Here is an 18,023-nt window from a genome sequence, read left to right as displayed (position 1 = left end):
TTATTTAAATCGTTCTATTTCGTCGAGCAGGTCCTGACGGTCAAGGCCGTTGATGTAGCGATGCAGGACAAGGTCGATGCATTCGTTGTAGAAGTCCTCGAAATCCTTCTGGTCCATTGCCGCGAACGAGATGCTGAGGTATTCGATTTCGAGTTCACCATACTCGTTCCGGTTGCTGGTGAAGTAACCGAGGTCGCGCTTGAATCGGCGCAGCATGTCCTGCTCGTTGCGGATGTTCCATCGCTCGACGAGCGGCAGGGGCAGGTTGTCGAAAGTCAGTCGTAACAGGGCGAAAAACTTTTTATGGAACTCGTAGTTTCGCGGAAGGCTGACGCGGCAACGCACAGTTGAGCCTACACGCAAACGCTGTTTCAAATCTTGGTCGCTATCGTAGAGCGGAACAAGACCATACGGAGTTACGCGGCAATAGATGTCCATAGCTTCATGCAGTTTGAGGGGTTAAGAGCCACCATTGAAAGGCAAGCTCCTCGTACTTCTCCCGGCCGCGTGTGTAGATGGCATCGTCCCGGTTGATGAACTTCTTGAACACCTTGCAATTCTTCTTGCTGATGGCGTAGATGAAATCACGGTCGGAGTGAGCGATGTCCATATACCATGCCCGCGAGCGGTCCCAGTCGAAGAAGTCCACCGCCTCGTCGAACTCCGCCTGCGAGCGGGCGAAGGTAGTTTTCAGGTCGCCGCCGAAGCCGAATGCGGACAGGTACCAGTCCCACTTGCAACGGGTATCGAGGTGGAAGGGCCAGTCGCAGTAGGTGAACTGCTGCCCGTGGTTGACCATGAAACGTTGCGTGTCCGCCAGTTCGAGCACGTTTGCCAGGAAGGGGTCGCGCCGCGCCTCCATGCGGAGAGAACGTTGCATCTCGCGGGCGTGCCGGAACTCGTCGTCGGTGTACTGCACGTCGTCGACGGTGTAGCGGTAGTAGTCCACCCGTGCCGGTTCGGTGATGAGCGCATCGACCAACGTGCCGAAGCGGAACGCCGCCTCGCGGTTGCCGAACTGCGGACGTGGGTGGAGGATGTCGCGCAGGGCCGTGAGGTCGCTGTTCGACACCTCCGTCCGGTTGTAGTATTCATCGGGGTTATGGTTTGCCATGATTACTTTGCTTTTACTTCGTCGACGTATTCAATGCTCTCATTCTGAATGAAAATCTCGTCCTTGTTGGCTAATTTCTCGCAGAAGGTGATCTGCTTCTTGAACATCTTGACCAGCTCGTCAACAGGCAGGTTGCAGCCCTCCTTGCTCCACCACAGGGAGATGACGGGCATGATGCCTTCGGGGTTGAGGATATTGATTTTCTTCGAAACCTTTGCCTTGGGCCGGTAGGTGGAAGCTGCTGCCTGACCGTTAAAGAGGGAGGTCATTTCAGCCGTCTTGCGTTCCAGTTCCGCCTTGCGCTTTTCCTCCGCCTCGCGTTCGGCACGTTCCTTCTCCATGCATTCGGCCTCGGCGCGCTGGCGGGCTTCCATTTCGGCTTTCATTCGAGCCGCTTCCTCGGCGTTTGCCTGCGCTATCTTTTCGAGGTTGGCACGCTTGGAGGGGAGACGGTCGATGGTGTAGTCCACCGTATTACCTACCTCCGCCAGATACTGGTCTGTCAGCTGTTTGCAGAGCTTCTGCTTCACCTCCTTTTCGACGTCAGCCACCTTGATGCCTGACGGTATGCGGCAGGAGGTGTGGAGCGTGTCAATCCATGCAGGAACACAGTTGTCGGTCGTTCCCTTGATCAGGTGTAATCTCTTCAGTGAGCTGTCGTAGTTGTCGAGAGTCAGGCCGTTATCAATGTCATTGATCTGGTTGATCGTGTCGTTCACCATTTCCTTGAACTTGCGCTTGAAGTCGTCCTCCACGTCCAGGCGGAACTTGCGCAGGGCTTCCTCCGCCTGACGGCGTGCCATTTCCTCGCGCAGGCGGCGTTCCTCCTCGGCGCGTTTCTGCGCGGCGTACTGGTTGCGGAACTGCTGGAGGTCGTAGGCAACGGTGCCGGGCCTGGAGGGGTCGACCTCGTTCTCCAGGGTGGTGAAGGCGGAGCGTACTTCGTCAAACAGCTTGGTGACGGGCGAGCGGCGTTCGTTCATGGCCTTGAGGGTGCGGCGAGCCTTCTCGATGAATGATGCCGCCTGCTGGTCGAGGGTGTCATTCATACCCTGCGTCCGCACGGTGTTGAGGATGGTGAGGCCGAAGCTGATGCAGCGGTCGTGGGATGTCTTGTTGTCGTTGTAGGACTGGGGGGCAGCCTGTACGATGGTTTGTATGTTTTCGGGCCGGATGATAGCCAATTCGTTGTTGTTCATATTGTTTTCTTTTTTAGGTTAGGTTTTGCATAGTCAGAACACGTCATCGTTGTTTCCATTAGCCGCAGGGTCTACCGTAACCCCGGCAGACACATCGGGAGCCGGTGCAAACGACTGCTCCTCTTGCGGCACAGGCGCATTGCCACCGGACATGCCGCCGTAGGGGTCGAAGGACGTTTCGGGCTGGTTGTTTTCTTCGAGGACTTCGCTCTCGAGCTGCGTGCCTTTGCCGATGGCTATCTTGGGGTACGTTTTGAAAGCATGCTTGATGCACTTGGCCTTGAGGAAGCCGGTGTCAATCTGGCCACCTGCGGAGGTATAGAGCTGATTAGGGGTTTCGACGTATCGGCGCGCATCGTTGTCCCAGTAGCGGTTGGCCTTGCCGGAGAAGTCGGAGAGCCGTTTCCAATCCTGCTCGGTCATCACGGAGTAGTCTACCGTACCGTCGGGGCGGGTGATCTTGAGAAAGCAGGCAATGATGCGGTCCGACTGACGCGGGATGCGGCAGCAGTAGTTCACATACTTGCGTCCGTCCTTCTCGCCGAACTCGAAGCCGTCGCCCTCGTAGACGATGACGGGGTTGTCGGCATGGAGTATCTGCCCTGCCTTGGCACGGAGCACCAACTCACCGTAGCCGGAAATGGTGAGGCTGCAACGGGATTCGTAGATGTTTTGGCCTTGCTGGTTCTTGCCGATGCAGTAGTTGCGCGGGAGGAGGTAGCAGAGCGCCTGTGCGCCCGGTTCGAGCGAAAGACCACGGACGGCAAGGTCGATGAATGCAAGGAACACAGACATTCCCGTGCATTTACGCAGGTTGTCTTTTTCACGTAGCTGATTGTTGAAATACATTGCTTCACGCTCATACGCGCCCTCGCCGCCCTCTTTCCAAATGGCATTGTAGACGTTGATGAACTGCTGGCGCACGTATTCGTTTCGTACTACTTCGGTAGCTTTGAGCGACGCGATGATGTGCGCTTGGTTTAATGTTTCTTGATTGTTCATAATCTTGTTATTTATAGGGTTATAAATCGAAATAATCTTGCTGGGTACGTTGCGCTTTTCTCAATTCGGTGACAAAGTATTCAATCTTACCTGGTCGGATGAAAGGATTTACTTTTCCTTGTCTTTTCCAGCGGTCCACATTGCTGCGCCCGAACATTGCATACGCTTTGTTTTGGCTGACCATTTCAGGTTCGTCGCGCTGCTCCTTGAGTTGGCGTACTACTTCGGATGCCACATCGCGGACGAATGTGGCGTAGGTCACGGACTTGTCGGAGAAATCGAGAGTAAGCATGGCAGGACACATTTAGGGGTTTTCACGAAGCTCTTTGAACGCGATGCGCAGAAACGCCCACGAGAGGGCGATGAACACCAGGCACGTGAGATAGCCGAGGAACGAGGTGACGTGCCCCATAGCGATGTGGCCTATTACGCTGGCGATAACGCAGAGGAACAGCACGGCGGCGATGATCAGTTGAATGAATGAGAATGTTTTGTCCATAATCTTTTTGTTTTAATTTTCTTGTTCCCGCCCCGGTAAGCTCACCCGGGCTTGGAAGACGTGTCTTCGCGGGGAATTCTTAACTTTGTGGTGTCTAATCAAAAAATTAAGAACTATGTGTAAATTTGAAAATGCAGCAAAAGCCTTGTTGGAAAGGGTAAAAGAATGTATATCCAATACCACCGAAAGTGAAAGCTATTTCTACGGCAAATCAAAGGAAGCAGATGAGCTCGCTTTGGATATAGAACTACTGCTATATAGCTTTGACCCCAAAATTCCATTGTTACCAATAGTGAGCGCTATGCGCGAATGGTGCAAGGGATATGGGAATATCTACGGCAAAAGGCACTTCGAGGAGCTTGAATCTGTCCTGAAGAAATTCATTACCGTGATTGAGCTTCGCAGTGAATCTTAGACAGCATTCTCTCCGTAACTTCATCAGGCACGCCGCATAGCTTGTTGACGTGCCTGTATTGCTCCATTATCATTTCAGGAAGATTGTTGAGGTTCGAAACATGCTTCAAGTCAAGATTTGTAATCTCAATCGAAACTGTCTGTCCCCATTCGCTTAAGGGTTCATTATTCAGGGTGATTCTTATTTTTTCCATAATTCATGATTTTTATTATTACTGTACACGTGTAACTGTAACAATGCGACGCTTTTTGTCGCTCTCGGTGGTGTACTTTCGGTTGAAGCGGAAACTCAACGTGCTTGCCATTGAGCGCACGGAGGTGCATCTTGCCGCCGGATATTCCCTTACTTCCCCGACTTTCATTTGCTCTAATTCGCTTGTAAACGTCTGTTTTTTCGGCATTTTCTTCTTGTCTTTAATGATTAATGTTTAACTTTATGGTGCAAATATAAGCATTATGAGAATATCATAAAAGCAAAATGCGAATAATTTATTCTCAATTCGAAATTTAAACCTATTCAATATGGAAAAATCAGACATGCTTGAATGTATAATTAATTATTATACAGACGGAAACAAAGCCCGTTTCGCGGCTATCATTGGGGTTAAACCTCAGACCATTAATACATGGAGTGCTCGTAATACATTTGATGCCGAATTAATATACTCAAAATGCGAAGGAATATCAGGAGACTGGTTGCTCGGTAATGGTGAAGGAGAGATGCTGAAAACTAACAATTCAGCAACAGCCACTGGCAATGGTTCCATTGCTGTAAACGGCAATAATAACAGCAACGTGGTTGCGGGTGGTGAGATAGCACTTCTTCAGGAACGTGTGAAGGCACTTGAGGCGTTGTTGGCGGAGAAGGAAAGGTTGATTCAGGTATTGATGGAGGGGAGGAAATGAAAACGAGACGGATTGACAATATGATTTCTATATTATTTCTGTTATCCCTATTTTTACCTATTATAGCCTATTTTAATTGCAAGCATCACGATTGTATAAATGATGAATGCATGAGAATCTTTTATCGAGGCAAACTTGGTATATGCGTGGAAAATGCCATTGACACTACGTGTTTGACAATGGCAATTGGAGTATGGTTTATAGCCTATGGAAGTGCCATTGTTTGGTCAAAACAGAAGAATACCGTTTCTCCTATTGTAATTATGGCTTTGATAGAACTACTCGCAGTGTACTTAGCTTTTGTGGACCCTTCGAAATGGTTATTTGCAATTTCCATGTTGATACCGTTTGTCATCATTACAATAGCAAGAAGCATTGATAATAGAAGAGTAATGGAGGAGAAGAAATGAATAAATCAACTGTCATTAAATCAATTATTGCCTTTTTTGTGCTGGTGATTCTGTACCTGTTTGCATTGAATGGCAGATACTCACACGCAGAACAAGCTGTATACTTTGATAAATGGACAAAGCAGGCATTGATATTCAATCCTGATACGGGGAGTTTTGAGGAAATGAAGTAGGCTTATGGAATTGAAAGCATTCCATAGAATTGTCAGTGATGAGTATTTCGAATATCTAATGAAAGAAGAAATAAAAATAGAAAAATTAAAAGAGACAATGAGAACATTTACCTAATATATCTAATAGGTTGATAAATAAGGGATTTTATCTGCGGCGCAGGCTGCAGTAGAGGATACTCTCTAAAAATATCTTAGGCATTGATTTAGGCTGTAATGTCCTGTATGACAGGCATTACAGCCTAAACTGTTTTTATACGGTTCGTTCATTTGACCGCATAAATTGAGCCAAATAAACGGCTCTTGCATACAAATTACATACGAAATTCTGATGCTGCGCATACAAAAGGACATACAAAAGTAATTCATTACAAACCAACAATTTATGGCAACATTTAAAGCAATCGTAAGGTACAAGAGAGCCGATGGCTTCTACCAAGTCTATATCCGTGTCGTTCACCGCTCAAAAATGGGATATATAAAGACAGACAAGTTTATCACCGATAAGCAACTTACCAAAGCTGGTGAAATTAAGGATGCGGTAGTGAATGAATTTTGTTCGCGTGAAATATTACGCTACTCTGATATGATTAATCGTCATGAGGTATCAAACTATTCAGTCTCTGAGTTGATAGAATTTCTTCAGCACTCGGATGGTGATGTAAACTTTAGTGAGTTCGCAGCTAATTTCATTGCTCAAATGATAAATGGTGGTCATGCTCGAAATGCAAAAAATTATCAGCTTGCCGTTAATCATCTTGAGCGATATTTGGGAACGACACAAATTATGTTCAGCACACTTACCTCTGTTGTTTTGAAAAAATGGATAGACAGTCTGGCAAAAACAAACCGAGCCAAAGAAATGTATCCTACTTGTGTGAGACAGATTTTCAAAAAAGCCATTATCGAGTTAAACGATGAAGAACGTGGCATCATGCGTATAAAGTTCAACCCTTGGCTGAAAATAAAGATTCCAAAATCAGATAGCACAGTGCAAAGGGCAATCAGTGCGGAAGCTTGCCGTGAGTTCTTCAACCGTCCGCTTCCAAAAACAAAGATGCTGTCTCCCCTTCCGGAGCTTGGCCGGGATGTGGCTCTTCTTTCGTTGTGCATTGGTGGCATCAATACCGTTGACCTTTACGAACTCAAAAAGAAGGACTACAACAATGGCATTATCGGCTATAAAAGAGCCAAGACCCGCAACAGCCGGAAAGACGAGGCATACATGGAAATGCGTATCGAACCATTTATCCAGTCCACTTTTGAGAAGTATTTGTCCGGCGAAGATGATGAATACCTGTTCGTATTCCACAGCCGTTACAGCAACTCCGACAGTTTCAATGCCAACGTGAATATCGGAATACGCAAGATATGCGCCGACATGGGCATGAAAAAGGAGGACTACTACTGTTATTACACGTTCCGGCACACGTGGGCGACCATCGCCCAAAATGACTGTGATGCCAACCTTTATGAAGTGGCGTTCGGCATGAACCACAGCCACGGGCTGAATGTCACCCGTGGCTATGTCAAGATAGACTTCACCCCGGCATGGAGGCTGAACGCCAAGGTCATCGACTTCATCTTTTTCAGTGACGAGAAGAGCAAGCAAGGCAAAGCGCGTGACATTGAGGCTCCGGCAGACAAGCTGTTCCGCATATCCAAAAAGATGATGATTCTCGGACGGGCCTATTTCAAAGGAAAGGTGCTTTCCGAATTTACGGACATCGGTTTCAGCAATGTTGACCAAGTGATTGCCAAGCTGGCAAACAAGCTTCCGAGCGACATACCGACCGGATGCACCGTACAGTTCCGTATCACCAACTGCGACACCCAGAAGGAAGTGGTATATGAGAGAAGCAAGGGAAAAGGATTTTAGCCCGTTTGTCAGTAAGGGCTAACACCTGACATGAGGGAAAAACACCATTCCATCCGAATACAGCACGAAGCCGTACCTGCCCTTTCGAGACAGGTGCGGCTTTGCTGTTTCGCCATTATCTTGAATTCGGCGGACGGTTTGCGCCACATCGCCCCAAGAAGATGCCGACTAACAGCAACAACCCCTTCCATTGCTCGCGCCACACCTTTGCAACCCGTTGCATAGAGAGCCAATGCGATTACAAGACGGTAAGCGCCATACTCGGTCATTCAAATGTGGCAACAACGCTCAACCTGTATGTTCATCCAAACATCCATCAAAAAAAGAAATGTATTGAGCGTATGAACAAGTTTCTTGGGATAGCAGAGCAATGAGTTGGAGTGTGCCCGCCGCCACTTTGCCACCATATCCAGCTCCACCGTTACCTGCGATGTGGAGGAGAGCTATGCCGATTTGCGGAATGTGATGACGAAGTGACAAGCCGTGGGAATGCGCGCGAGGCAAAAAACATGGCCGGGTGCATACGCTTCTCGGCTAATATTGCTAACTTTGCATCCGTTTTCTTAAAATCAAACGCCAATGATTATCACTATAGCCCGGCAATACGGGTGTGGCGCACTGGCCATCGGCAAGATGCTGGGCGCCGCCTACGGCATACCGTTCTACACGCGTAAGGGCCTGTTGGAGATGGCCCGCGCAGAGGGTGTGCTCGAAGAGATGGACGACTTCTTTGAGGAGCGACCCGTCGACGAACTGTTGTTTGCCATCTCGGCCCTCGGCCACAGCGAGGGCCCGGTGCACAGCAGGGCGCTCGACATACTGTCTGACATGATAGGGCAGCGCAACTGCATCATAATAGGCCGCTGCGGCAACTACATATTCCGCCGGAGGGCCGACCTCGTGTCGGTGTTCCTCAAGGGGCGCGAGGACGAGCGTGTAAGGGCTGTGGTCGCCGAGCAGGGCATAGGCATGGCCGAGGCGCGCGAGATAGTGCGCGACATGGACGACAGCCGGGTGCGCTACCACAGGTACTACACCCACCTGCAGTGGGGCAACTCGAGCGACTACGACCTGTGCTTCGACAGCGTGAGGCTCGGGGCCGAGCGTTCCGTGGCACTTATAAGGCAATATATCGAAGGCATTGGCATAAAGTGAGGGCTTTGTCATGAAGTATATCACACAGTTTCTGATAATACTCGCCTTCTCGTTTGCGGGTGAGGCTCTGCACGCCATGCTGCCGCTGCCCATACCGGCCAGCATCTACGGCATCGTGATGCTGTTTGTGGCTTTGCAGATGAAATGGGTCAAGGTGAAGGATGTGCGCGAGGTGAGCACGTTTCTCATAGCTGTCATGCCGGTGATGTTCATCCCGGCGGCCGTCGGACTGGTTGACTCGTGGGCCGACATTGCCGGCCATCTGGTGGCCTATGTGGCCGTGACCGTGCTTACCACGTTTGTGGTCATGGGTGTGGCCGGCTTGGTTACGCAGCGGATGATACGCCGCGGAAAGGAGGGTCGCTGATGGAACGCCTGTTCTGCGATTCGGTCTACTTCGGCGTGTGCATCAGCCTGGTGTCTTATGCCGTTGGCGTGGCCCTGCGCCGCAAGACGGGCTGGGGCTTCATGAACCCGCTGCTCGTGTCGATAGTGCTTGTCATTGCAGCCCTGCTTGTGCTCGGTGTCGACTATGGGTCTTACAGCCGCGGGGCGGCATGGCTGAGCTACCTGCTCACCCCGGCCACGGTGTGCCTTGCCGTGCCGCTATACCAGCAGGTGGAGCTGCTCAAGAAAAACTACCGCGCCATAGTGTGCGGCATCGCGGCCGGTGCCCTTGCAAGCCTCGTCACGGTGCTGCTGCTTGCCCTGGCGTTTGGCTTCGGCCACGAGGCATACGTCACCTTCCTGCCGAAGTCAATAACCACGGCCATAGGCATGGGTGTGTCTGAAGAGCTGGGCGGCATAGTGTCGGTCACCGTGGTGTCGATCATTGTCACCGGCGTGCTCGGCAACATCTTCGCCGAGAAGTTCCTAAAGCTGCTGAGGATAGAGGAGTCCATAGCCAAGGGCATAGCCATAGGCAGCAGTTCACACGCCATAGGCACGGCCAAGGCCATGGAGATGGGTGTGGTCGAGGGAGCCACGAGCGGCCTGTCGATAGTGGTGAGCGGCATACTTACGGTGATAGGCGCCTCGGTGTTTGCCCTGTTCCTGTGATGCCGGCCGTGGCCTGGCTGACCGTGGCTGCCGCCGTGGGCTCACATCGAGCAGAATAGCGTGACGAGGAACGGCACGCTGAAGTCGGTGGCCATGCCGCAGTATATCGACACGGGCACGAGCCTCGGGCCGCATGTGCGGCTTATCACGGGCAGCGTGGTGTCCATGGCCGTGGCCCCTGCAGCCGCTATGGGTGCCAGTGTGCCGAACAGCCTTACGAGCAGCGCTGCCCCGAGCAGTGCAATCATCTCGCGCACAATGTTTGAGAGCAGGGCGATGGTGCCCAGTTCCGTGCCCCGGTAGCCGGTGATGAGCACGCTCGATATGGAGTAGTAGCCCATGCCGCTGCCCACGGCGAGCCATTTGGCCGGGCTGTGGCCTCCGGCGAGCATGGCCACGGCCAGGCTTCCGGCCAGGCTGCCCAGTATCGACACGGCCGGCAGCAGTGCCAGTCCGGGGCTGAGGCTGCGGAACCGGGCCAGCATGGTGGTGTCGTTGCCTATGCCGTAGCCCACGAAGAATATCAGTGTGCAGAGCACCCCGAGGCTTATGGCGTCGAGGTCTGCCGTGGCGGGCACGGCGTGAAGCCGGCCCAGCACTATGCCTGCTGGAAAAGCCACGCGACTTTGACCCTTTTGGCCAAGCAGGATTGTCCCCTTTGGCTACAATATGATTGACCCTTCTGGCCAAAATAGTATTGACCACTTAGCTCACCTATTGTTATAGATTTTTTGTGTAGATTTGAGTGCCCGAGTCCTGGTGTAACGGGGATAATGATAAAATCTATACAAATGGATAAACGAATCAAAAACATTTTAAGATGTTATGCGGCCGGCATGGAATCAAGGAAACGGCGTCCACGTTTCATACTTCCCGTAATACTGTCCGCAGGTATGTCCGCCTGTTCCTTTCAAGCGGCAAGAGTATTGAACAGCTTCTTTCCCTGTCCGACGGGCAGTTGGATGAACTGTTCGGCTGTACGGCATCCCGGCATCGGGAGCCTTCTTCCAGGAGGATTGAACTGGAGGCCTTGCTTCCCGGATATGTATCCCGCCTGTCACGCAAAGGCATGAGTGTCCGAAAACTGTTCAAGGAATACCATGCCGAATATCCTGACGGCTATCAGTTGTCTTCCTTCAAACGGGCTGTCCGTCAGTACAAGTTTCACATCAAGGTCGTCGGTCATGTCGAGCACTATGCCGCCGACCAGATGTATATTGACTTTGCCGGTGACAGGCTTGAAGTCGTTGATGAAATGACGGGCGAGACGAAGAAAGCCGAGGTGTTCGTTGCCTTCCTTCCGTTCAGCCATTATACCTACTGCGAAGCCGTGTGGTCTCAACGCAAGGAAGACCTGATAAAAGCATGTGAGAATGCCATGCAATATTTTGAAGGCGTTCCTGCGGCTATCGTCCCCGACAATCTGAAGGCTGCCGTCACACGAAGCGACCGCAACGAGCCTGTCATCAATGGTGATTTCGCCGCTTTTGCCGAATATTACGGCTGTGCGGTCTATCCCGCCCGTGCGCGTCATTCCAAAGACAAGGCTTTGGTAGAGAATGCCGTAAAGCTTCTCTACCGTTCCATTTACCTTGAAATAGAGGGAATGACATTCTCCGGCCTGGAGGAACTCAATGCCGCCATCCATGTCTCCCTGCTTGATTTCAATGAAAAGGTGATGGCCGGACGGGAGGTGTCACGCAAGGAAATGTTCCTTCAGGGAGAGAAGGATTATCTTCGGCCGCTTCCCGTGAAACGTTACGTAATGAAAGAGAGGAAGCTGATGACTGTCGGGAAGAACTCTTACGTCTCGTTGTTCAAGCACCATTACAGCGTTCCGAAGGAGTATGTAGGCAGGCGCATGACGATTCTCTATGATGCCGGCACGGTGGAAATCTACTGTGGCATGAACCTTGTCGCCACCCATGACCGCTGTGACATTCCCTACGCTTATTCCTGGAAAAAGGAGCACAACCTGCCGGGACACTATGGCCCCTATGACAAGGACTTGGAGGAACTCTTCCGACGTGCCTCGGAAATAGACAATATCGTATTGAACTATCTACGGGAAGTGGAGCGTGCCATGCAATATCCGCCAAAAGCGTTCAGGTCATGCCGGGGTATCTTGACGTTGGAGAAAAAATACGGTCGCGACCGTCTGGTTGCGGCTTGCGCATGTGCGGACCAGAAGTTGCAATACGGGTATCAGGCCTTGCGCGAGGTGCTTGAACTGGGAGAAGACGCGGATTTCCTTCCCGATGAGGACGGGAAAGTACAGCCCGACATGACTTCCCCGGCTCCATTGACCCACAAAAACATACGTGGACGTGAATATTACAGAAAGGACAAACAATAAAACTCATATTTATGGAAGTAAACAATAAAACAGCTCCCGTTACGGGACAACAGGACCAGAATACCATATCGCTGGATTTAATGAACCGTATGAAATTGCATGGCATGGCAGAGGCTTTCAGGGAAAGTCTTGCCGGCACCACTCCGCAATCCATGACTGCGGACACGTTCCTTTCCATGCTCCTTGCACGCGAATGGGACTATCGTGCGCAGGCTGCCATTGCACGGCTTACCAAGAATGCGGCATTCCGCTACAAGGCCTATATTGAACAGGTCGACTATGCCACGAACCGGGGGCTGGATCGCAACCAGATGGAACGTCTCGCCACCCTTGATTTTGTGCATAAGGCACAGAACCTTTTAATTACCGGTTCTTCAGGAACGGGGAAAAGCTATCTGGCCTGCGCCCTCGGCCACGAAGCATGCAAAAGGGGATTCCGTACCTTATATGCCAATGCCCCGAAACTGCTCGGAGCGCTGAAAGTCGCCAAAGTCAAAGGTACACTTGAGACGGAACTCAAGAAGATTGAGCGATGCCAGTTGCTCATCCTTGACGACCTGTTCATCGTGCCTCTCGACGCCAAGGAGCGTCCCATACTGCTTGACATCATCGAGGACAGGCATGAACGGAAATCCATCATCATCACATCGCAGTACCCCTCCTCCAACTGGTACGACATGGTAGGTGACCCGACAATAGCCGATGCAATCCTTGACCGCATCATACATACGGCTCATACCATAGAGTTATATGGTGAAAGTATGCGAAAGTTAAGGTCTAAGAAAAACGGGAAATTTTAAAAGGGTAAAATAAAATTGACCCCCAACACCAGGACTTTAAAGGGGCAATCATATTGTAGCCAAAGGTGGGCAAATCCTGTTTGGCCAAAAGGGTCAAAGTCGCGTGGCTTTTCCAAACGGCTTGGTAACTGAAATGGTGCAATATTCCGCACTCCGTTGCGTTTCCGGCATTTGGCAGAATAATGAAAAACTGCTCATTTCAAACGGGTTACGTTCTGTTGTTACCTATTTGCTGACGGTTGCTTTGTGGGTTTTGTTCCATTGTACTACACATTCCTTCTCCACCAGCCATCCGGCAAACCGCAACACATTCCTTGCCAGCTATAATACCAATCGCAACAACAGCGAAAGCACGATGATGACCGGTACCAGGTATATTATCAGTAACAGTTCAAACATATACTCAAATTTAAGTAAAGCCATAAGCCAAACGAGGCCATTTTTTCACTTTAAATATACTAAAAATCAACGAGATATGGAAATTTTACAGCAACTATTTCCCGGTAAAATCACTAATTGTCAGATGAATATCCATTACGCTTGCATATCAAGATTGCTTCATATCCATAGCTTGGAAGATACGGGTGACAAGTGTCGTATTTCCCAAAATTCAAGGTTGTCAAGTGCATATATTTCTGGTTATTCAAGTCTGATGAATGGATGCAAAGGAATGTAATGGACTACTTAACCACCCATAACCTTATTGTATTCTACTGAAAAATCCAAGCTCATTACTAATCTGTTAAATGAAAACCGCAGTTTCCTTTTCCCTCCTGTTGTCGGACGAGCGGATAATGTTCCCGATAATTCACGGATGGATGAATCGACATAACCACCCACCTGAAACTAGCCTAATCTTCATCCCATATATCGAAATTCTACACAATCGAAAAACATCATATACATAAATACAAAGCAAAATTCACTGGCATACCCGGCAATCGGATGTCCTTGATACCACGGTCAAAATGGTACGCTCCTTGAAGAATAGTGTTGTGCATTTTGTACGGAAGCCACTTTCCACGGTAATTTTGGTGCAAAAAAGAACCTGGAATGACATTGCCCTGCGTTGCAGGATTCTCCAAGCAAGTTGTACTTTTGTTTCATGCAAAACTCCGTTTGTTCCCCAAAAAGTAACTTGCCGGATGCCCTGCACCGGAGCGGCACCGCCGCTGTTTCGCCCTGCGAAATAAGGTAAGACAATCCCGGTTGCAAACAAACCGGAACATGAAGGAACATAGGAACAAGTACATCAAGGTAAGGATGACCCCGGAAGAAGTCCGGGAGTTCAAGGAGAAATCGGCTGAATACAAGACCGTAAGCCACTACGTGCGCAAGGCACTCGAAGAGTATTCAAACGTAAGCGTCAGGCAGCAGCTTGAACTCATGCAGGAACTCGGTTCGTTTTACCGAAGATACCAGGGCGAACTGTCCCATATAGGCGGAAACCTCAACCAGGCAGTAAAGCGCGCCAACGAGCTGGCGGTTGCAGGGTTGCTGCCCCCAAGCTATATCCGGGAAGTTCTGTTGCCGCTCATCCGGGACACACAGGAAACCGTCAACGGGATAAAAAGACAACTTGACATCCTCACATCAAGAATAAACAAGCCTTAGAACCAGACATATCACCAATCCAGATAACACCACCCCAAGATGATAGCGACCATATTACCCGGAAGCGCGGACTTTCATGCCGTGGGTTACAACGAGCACAAGGTGTCGAAAGGGCTTGCCCGGCTCATCGAGATGCGGAACTTCGGGACGGTCGGCCTGGCAGACAGACCCACTACAGAAGAACTTACCGGCTATCTTAAAAAATACAGTTCCACCAATAACCGCATCCGAAAACCCCAATTCCATGTGGCCGTCAGCTGCAAAGGCCGTGAGATGACGGAATCCGAGCTGCTGGACTTCGCGCACCGTTACCTCAAGGAAATGGGATATGCCGAACCCGGACAACCGTGGCTCATCTACGCCCACCATGACACCGACAACACTCACCTGCATATCATCACCTCACGGGTCGCCCCCGACGGCAGGAAGATAGCACACAGCCACGAGCGCAGGCGTTCCCAGGAAGTCATAGACCGTATTCTTGGCACGGACAGGCAGAAGAAGACCGCCGACGACATTGAAGCGGCCAGGCAATATACCTTTTCTTCTTTTGCCCAGTTTAAGGCAATCATGGTTTCTATGGGATATGAGGTATATCAGAAAGAAGGGATAGTATTCATCAAGCATGGCGGCAAGGTGCAGCGGCAAATTCCGCTGGCCGAAGTCGAGCGGCTTTTCAAAAGCGGCTACAGGGAACGCGCCCGTTGCCGCCAGCTGCGGAGCATCTTCAAAAAATACCGGGACGTGAGCGGCAGCAAAGAAGAGTTGCAGAAAGAGCTGAAAGAAAAGTTCGGCATCAGTCTCGTTTTCTTCGGCAGGAAAGACGTTCCCTACGGCTACATGATTGTCGACCACGCCCACCGCACCGTCATCAACGGGGCGAGGGTGCTGGCCACGGAAGAACTGCTGGACTTCGCCACCCCGGAGCAACGCTTCGCACGCATAGAGGACTACATAGACCGGCTGCTCACCCTCAATCCGAAAATCACACAGGGCGAGATTTTCCAGAAGCTGAGAAAACAGCGTGCCTATATCAAGAAAGGTGTCATCCACTTCGACGGGCAGACACGCCCGTTAAAGCCGTTCATGGCGGAAGCCATCGACCGGAACAACCGCATCCGTATCATTGAGATGTTCCACCCGGTTACCGAAGCCGAGCGCGACCTGCTCTGCAAAATCTTCAAGGTGAGCCGCCCCGACCTGGTGGAATTGTCAGGCGGCAGGCCGCAATCCCACACGGATGCCGTCAGCCGCCTGCATGAAATCTTCAATGATGTGAACGTTTTTTCCGTGCGGAACGCCCTTCATGAGGAAGGCTTCATCATCCGGAAGGAAGCGGGCGCGGCATACGCCGTCAACTTCGACAGGCACATCGTGATAGACCTTGCGGCGGAAGGGCTTGACACGGAACGGTTGAAGCCCCGGCCACGAAAACAGCAGCCCCGGCAGATACATTCCACTGGAAACGGAGGAAAGAAGATGCACCTACATGGACTGAAGGATTCCGGTGCCGGAAGCCATGCCGAAAAGCGTGAGTGGGAAGTCGGAAGCAAGGGCGACTACGACGACATTGACGACGGGCGCAACCTCAAACGGTAGCCCAGGATGGGAAAACGGAGACTCCCTTTTGTCACATTTTTAGCCGCATAGGCCATTCTTTTGCTTGTTATGTTACCCTAAACACTTCGGTCAGACAGACCGGAAACACAAAAGTGTTGTGCATTTCGTCACCGTCCTTTCCGGTGCATACTTTTGCACCGAACCAAACGACCGTGGACAAAATGATACAGACACCCGTCATCGTGACATTCGCCAACCAGAAAGGGGGAGTCGGCAAGACGACCCTCTGCGTCACCTTCGCCAACTACCTTGTGACGAAAGGCGTGCGTGCCGTGGTCATCGACTGCGATTTCCAGCATTCCATCCTGAAGTGCCGCAAGGCCGACATCAAGAAATACGGCGAGGAAGCCGTACCTTACGACGTGCTGGCCTACGAGGCCAACGACAAGCAGGCCATGACCGCGCTCATGGAGAAGCTGCACAACGACCCCAGCATAGACGTGGTGCTCATGGACTCGCCCGGCAGCCTGAAGGCGGAGGGGCTGATACCCATGTTCGTCAACTCGGACATCATCGTCGTGCCGTTCCATTACGACCTGGTGACCGTCCCCTCCACCGCGAGCTTCCTCCTGTTCATCGACCGCCTGCGCAAGGCCGTGGGCGGACGGATGAAAGCCCGGCTCTTCATCGTCCCCAACCTCCATGACGGACGGGTGGGCAAACGCTCCGAGCTGGAACTGTGGGAGAACACGGGGAAGACCTTCGCCAACTACGGGCTGGTGACGGACAAGATTCCCAAGCGGGCCGACATGGAACGCTTCAGTACGGTGGCGGAACTGGACATGCAAGCCGCAATCGTAAGCCCGGTATTCGACAGGATATACGCCGGAATCTTCGGCGACGACAGCCCCAAAGACATAAACCATCAATGACTATAGCGTAATGAACAAGGAATTACAAATAGACGACCTCACCAGAGGCATCAATGACGACGAATCTGCATTCAAGGGAGAAGGACAAGCGGAGCAAGGCACCGCACATCCCGGCGACAAGTGCTGGCAGGACTTCATGGCCTACCTTGAAGCGCCGACGGACGGGAACGGCAAGGCAGACCGTCTGGTATGCAAACTCGACCGCGACCTGGCCGACTCGCTTGACGACTGCGACATCCGTGGCCGCTGCCGTTCCGACCTCGTGAACGCCATCGTCCGCTCGTTCTTCGAGAACCACCTTTTCCGGCTGGCGCAATACCGCCGCGAGAAGAAATCATTGTTCAACAACTATAACCCCGAATCCCATGCGTAGAATCAACTGGACAGAAGCCATGCTCTCCCGGCTTGCCGAGCTTTACCCCGTGGAGACCACTGCACATACTGCTTATATGCTCCAGATAGGCGTGACGGCCGTGAAGGAGAAAGCTCGCGAACTCGGACTGGAGAAGCTGGTCAAGAGCCGGTGGCTGGAACGTGCCGGACACATCAGCCGCCACTTCGACAACCGCTCCTACGCCGAGATGGCCTGCGACCTGGGCATCAGCCGCACCACAGTCAGCCGCATGGCACGCAAGCTGGAGCTGAGTCGGAGCAAGGAAATGGGTTACGCGATGTCGTCCCGTGTTCGCCGCGAGATGGTCCGCCGCGAACGGCGCAGGGCAATCTTCGGGCTTGACCCCCTCACACGCCTCAAGGTCATCTCACACCGCGCCAAGGTCAGGATACGCTCCCGGCTGAAAGCCAAGGGCTACATTACCGGCGTACACCGGAACATACTGTACTTCACCGAAGCCACATGCCGGAAAGCCCGGCTGGAAGCCAAAGCCGCCAGGCTCGGACTGGCCTTCCAGCCTTTTCCCGGAGACAACACACCATTATCCAATGCCCTATAGC

At 51.5% G+C, this 18,023-nt stretch carries 20 protein-coding genes and 2 pseudogenes; 15 read left to right on the top strand and 7 right to left on the bottom strand.

The genetic code is table 11. The features are described 5' to 3' along the window. From M3087_RS02545 to M3087_RS02520, 6 genes are read right to left on the bottom strand one after another with little or no spacing between them, the layout of a single operon-like run. Entirely contained in the window at positions 1 to 438 is a 438-nt protein-coding gene (locus M3087_RS02545) for a DUF1367 family protein (protein ID WP_249093509.1), read from the bottom strand. Positions 439 to 442: 4 nt separating this feature from the next. After that, positions 443 to 1,114, bottom strand: coding sequence for a hypothetical protein (locus tag M3087_RS02540; RefSeq protein WP_249093507.1), 672 nt, complete (start codon positions 1,112 to 1,114; stop codon positions 443 to 445). A gap of 2 nt (positions 1,115 to 1,116) precedes the next feature. Next, on the bottom strand, positions 1,117 to 2,313 hold the full coding sequence (locus tag M3087_RS02535) for a hypothetical protein (protein ID WP_249093505.1): 1,197 nt from the start codon (positions 2,311 to 2,313) through the stop codon (positions 1,117 to 1,119). 33 nt (positions 2,314 to 2,346) lie between these two features. Beyond that, positions 2,347 to 3,315, bottom strand: a complete 969-nt coding sequence (locus tag M3087_RS02530; RefSeq protein WP_249093503.1) for a recombinase RecT — start codon at positions 3,313 to 3,315, stop codon at positions 2,347 to 2,349. Positions 3,316 to 3,334: 19 nt separating this feature from the next. Next, positions 3,335 to 3,607, bottom strand: a complete 273-nt coding sequence (locus M3087_RS02525; RefSeq protein WP_249093501.1) for a hypothetical protein — start codon at positions 3,605 to 3,607, stop codon at positions 3,335 to 3,337. A 12-nt stretch (positions 3,608 to 3,619) separates the two neighbouring features. Then, positions 3,620 to 3,814: a hypothetical protein gene (locus M3087_RS02520; RefSeq protein WP_249093499.1), complete on the bottom strand. Its 195-nt coding sequence runs from the start codon at positions 3,812 to 3,814 to the stop codon at positions 3,620 to 3,622. A gap of 115 nt (positions 3,815 to 3,929) precedes the next feature. Here M3087_RS02520 and M3087_RS02515 point away from each other — a divergent pair, with 115 nt between their 5' ends. The 8 genes and pseudogenes from M3087_RS02515 (at position 3,930) to M3087_RS02480 (ending at position 9,807) form a co-directional block, all read left to right on the top strand. Then, positions 3,930 to 4,229, top strand: coding sequence for a hypothetical protein (locus M3087_RS02515; RefSeq protein WP_249093498.1), 300 nt, complete (start codon positions 3,930 to 3,932; stop codon positions 4,227 to 4,229). A 521-nt stretch (positions 4,230 to 4,750) separates the two neighbouring features. Then, positions 4,751 to 5,134, top strand: coding sequence for a hypothetical protein (locus tag M3087_RS02510; protein WP_249093496.1), 384 nt, complete (start codon positions 4,751 to 4,753; stop codon positions 5,132 to 5,134). A 110-nt stretch (positions 5,135 to 5,244) separates the two neighbouring features. Further along, on the top strand, positions 5,245 to 5,544 hold the full coding sequence (locus M3087_RS02505) for a hypothetical protein (RefSeq protein WP_249093494.1): 300 nt from the start codon (positions 5,245 to 5,247) through the stop codon (positions 5,542 to 5,544). Between the two features lie 555 nt (positions 5,545 to 6,099). Then, positions 6,100 to 7,593: a tyrosine-type recombinase/integrase gene (locus tag M3087_RS02500; protein ID WP_177894694.1), complete on the top strand. Its 1,494-nt coding sequence runs from the start codon at positions 6,100 to 6,102 to the stop codon at positions 7,591 to 7,593. A 185-nt stretch (positions 7,594 to 7,778) separates the two neighbouring features. Next, positions 7,779 to 7,967 (top strand): annotated as a pseudogene (locus M3087_RS02495) (tyrosine-type recombinase/integrase); the annotation flags it as partial. A 205-nt stretch (positions 7,968 to 8,172) separates the two neighbouring features. Then, positions 8,173 to 8,748 carry an AAA family ATPase gene (locus M3087_RS02490; protein ID WP_249093493.1) on the top strand — a complete coding sequence of 192 codons (576 nt, stop codon included), beginning with the start codon at positions 8,173 to 8,175 and terminating at the stop codon, positions 8,746 to 8,748. A gap of 10 nt (positions 8,749 to 8,758) precedes the next feature. Then, entirely contained in the window at positions 8,759 to 9,115 is a 357-nt protein-coding gene (locus M3087_RS02485; protein WP_205110691.1) for a CidA/LrgA family protein, read from the top strand. After that, the gene (locus tag M3087_RS02480) at positions 9,115 to 9,807 is read left to right on the top strand and encodes an LrgB family protein (protein WP_249093491.1); all 693 of its coding nucleotides are present in this window, start codon (positions 9,115 to 9,117) and stop codon (positions 9,805 to 9,807) included. Before M3087_RS02485 ends, M3087_RS02480 begins: the two co-directional genes overlap by 1 nt. Before the next feature lie 41 nt (positions 9,808 to 9,848). Here M3087_RS02480 and M3087_RS02475 read toward each other — a convergent pair whose 3' ends face one another. Then, entirely contained in the window at positions 9,849 to 10,427 is a 579-nt protein-coding gene (locus tag M3087_RS02475; protein WP_289551390.1) for a lysine exporter LysO family protein, read from the bottom strand. A 171-nt stretch (positions 10,428 to 10,598) separates the two neighbouring features. On the opposite strand from M3087_RS02475, the pseudogene istA reads away from it, so the two are divergent. The 7 genes and pseudogenes from istA (at position 10,599) to M3087_RS02440 (ending at position 18,022) form a co-directional block, all read left to right on the top strand. Continuing rightward, positions 10,599 to 12,163 (top strand): annotated as a pseudogene (istA, locus tag M3087_RS02470) (IS21 family transposase). A gap of 11 nt (positions 12,164 to 12,174) precedes the next feature. After that, positions 12,175 to 12,963: an IS21-like element helper ATPase IstB gene (istB, locus tag M3087_RS02465; protein WP_249093488.1), complete on the top strand. Its 789-nt coding sequence runs from the start codon at positions 12,175 to 12,177 to the stop codon at positions 12,961 to 12,963. Between the two features lie 1,227 nt (positions 12,964 to 14,190). Further along, a complete protein-coding gene (locus tag M3087_RS02460) occupies positions 14,191 to 14,577 on the top strand; it encodes a plasmid mobilization protein (RefSeq protein WP_087330311.1) in 387 nt (128 codons plus the stop codon). A 39-nt stretch (positions 14,578 to 14,616) separates the two neighbouring features. Continuing rightward, positions 14,617 to 16,176, top strand: a complete 1,560-nt coding sequence (locus M3087_RS02455) for a relaxase/mobilization nuclease domain-containing protein (protein WP_249093486.1) — start codon at positions 14,617 to 14,619, stop codon at positions 16,174 to 16,176. 182 nt (positions 16,177 to 16,358) lie between these two features. Beyond that, positions 16,359 to 17,069, top strand: coding sequence for a ParA family protein (locus M3087_RS02450; protein WP_125105077.1), 711 nt, complete (start codon positions 16,359 to 16,361; stop codon positions 17,067 to 17,069). A gap of 10 nt (positions 17,070 to 17,079) precedes the next feature. Continuing rightward, positions 17,080 to 17,442 (top strand): hypothetical protein, encoded by a 363-nt coding sequence (locus M3087_RS02445; protein WP_125105078.1) that lies wholly within the window; start codon positions 17,080 to 17,082, stop codon positions 17,440 to 17,442. Beyond that, positions 17,435 to 18,022: a MarR family transcriptional regulator gene (locus M3087_RS02440; RefSeq protein ID WP_249093483.1), complete on the top strand. Its 588-nt coding sequence runs from the start codon at positions 17,435 to 17,437 to the stop codon at positions 18,020 to 18,022. Before M3087_RS02445 ends, M3087_RS02440 begins: the two co-directional genes overlap by 8 nt. Position 18,023: the final 1 nt, after the last annotated feature.

The sequence above is a fragment of the Mediterranea sp. ET5 genome (genome assembly GCF_023337025.1).
Classification (GTDB): domain Bacteria; phylum Bacteroidota; class Bacteroidia; order Bacteroidales; family Bacteroidaceae; genus Phocaeicola_A.
Note: the sequence above shows the minus strand (reverse complement) of the source record. Positions and strands in the feature narration are given on the sequence as shown.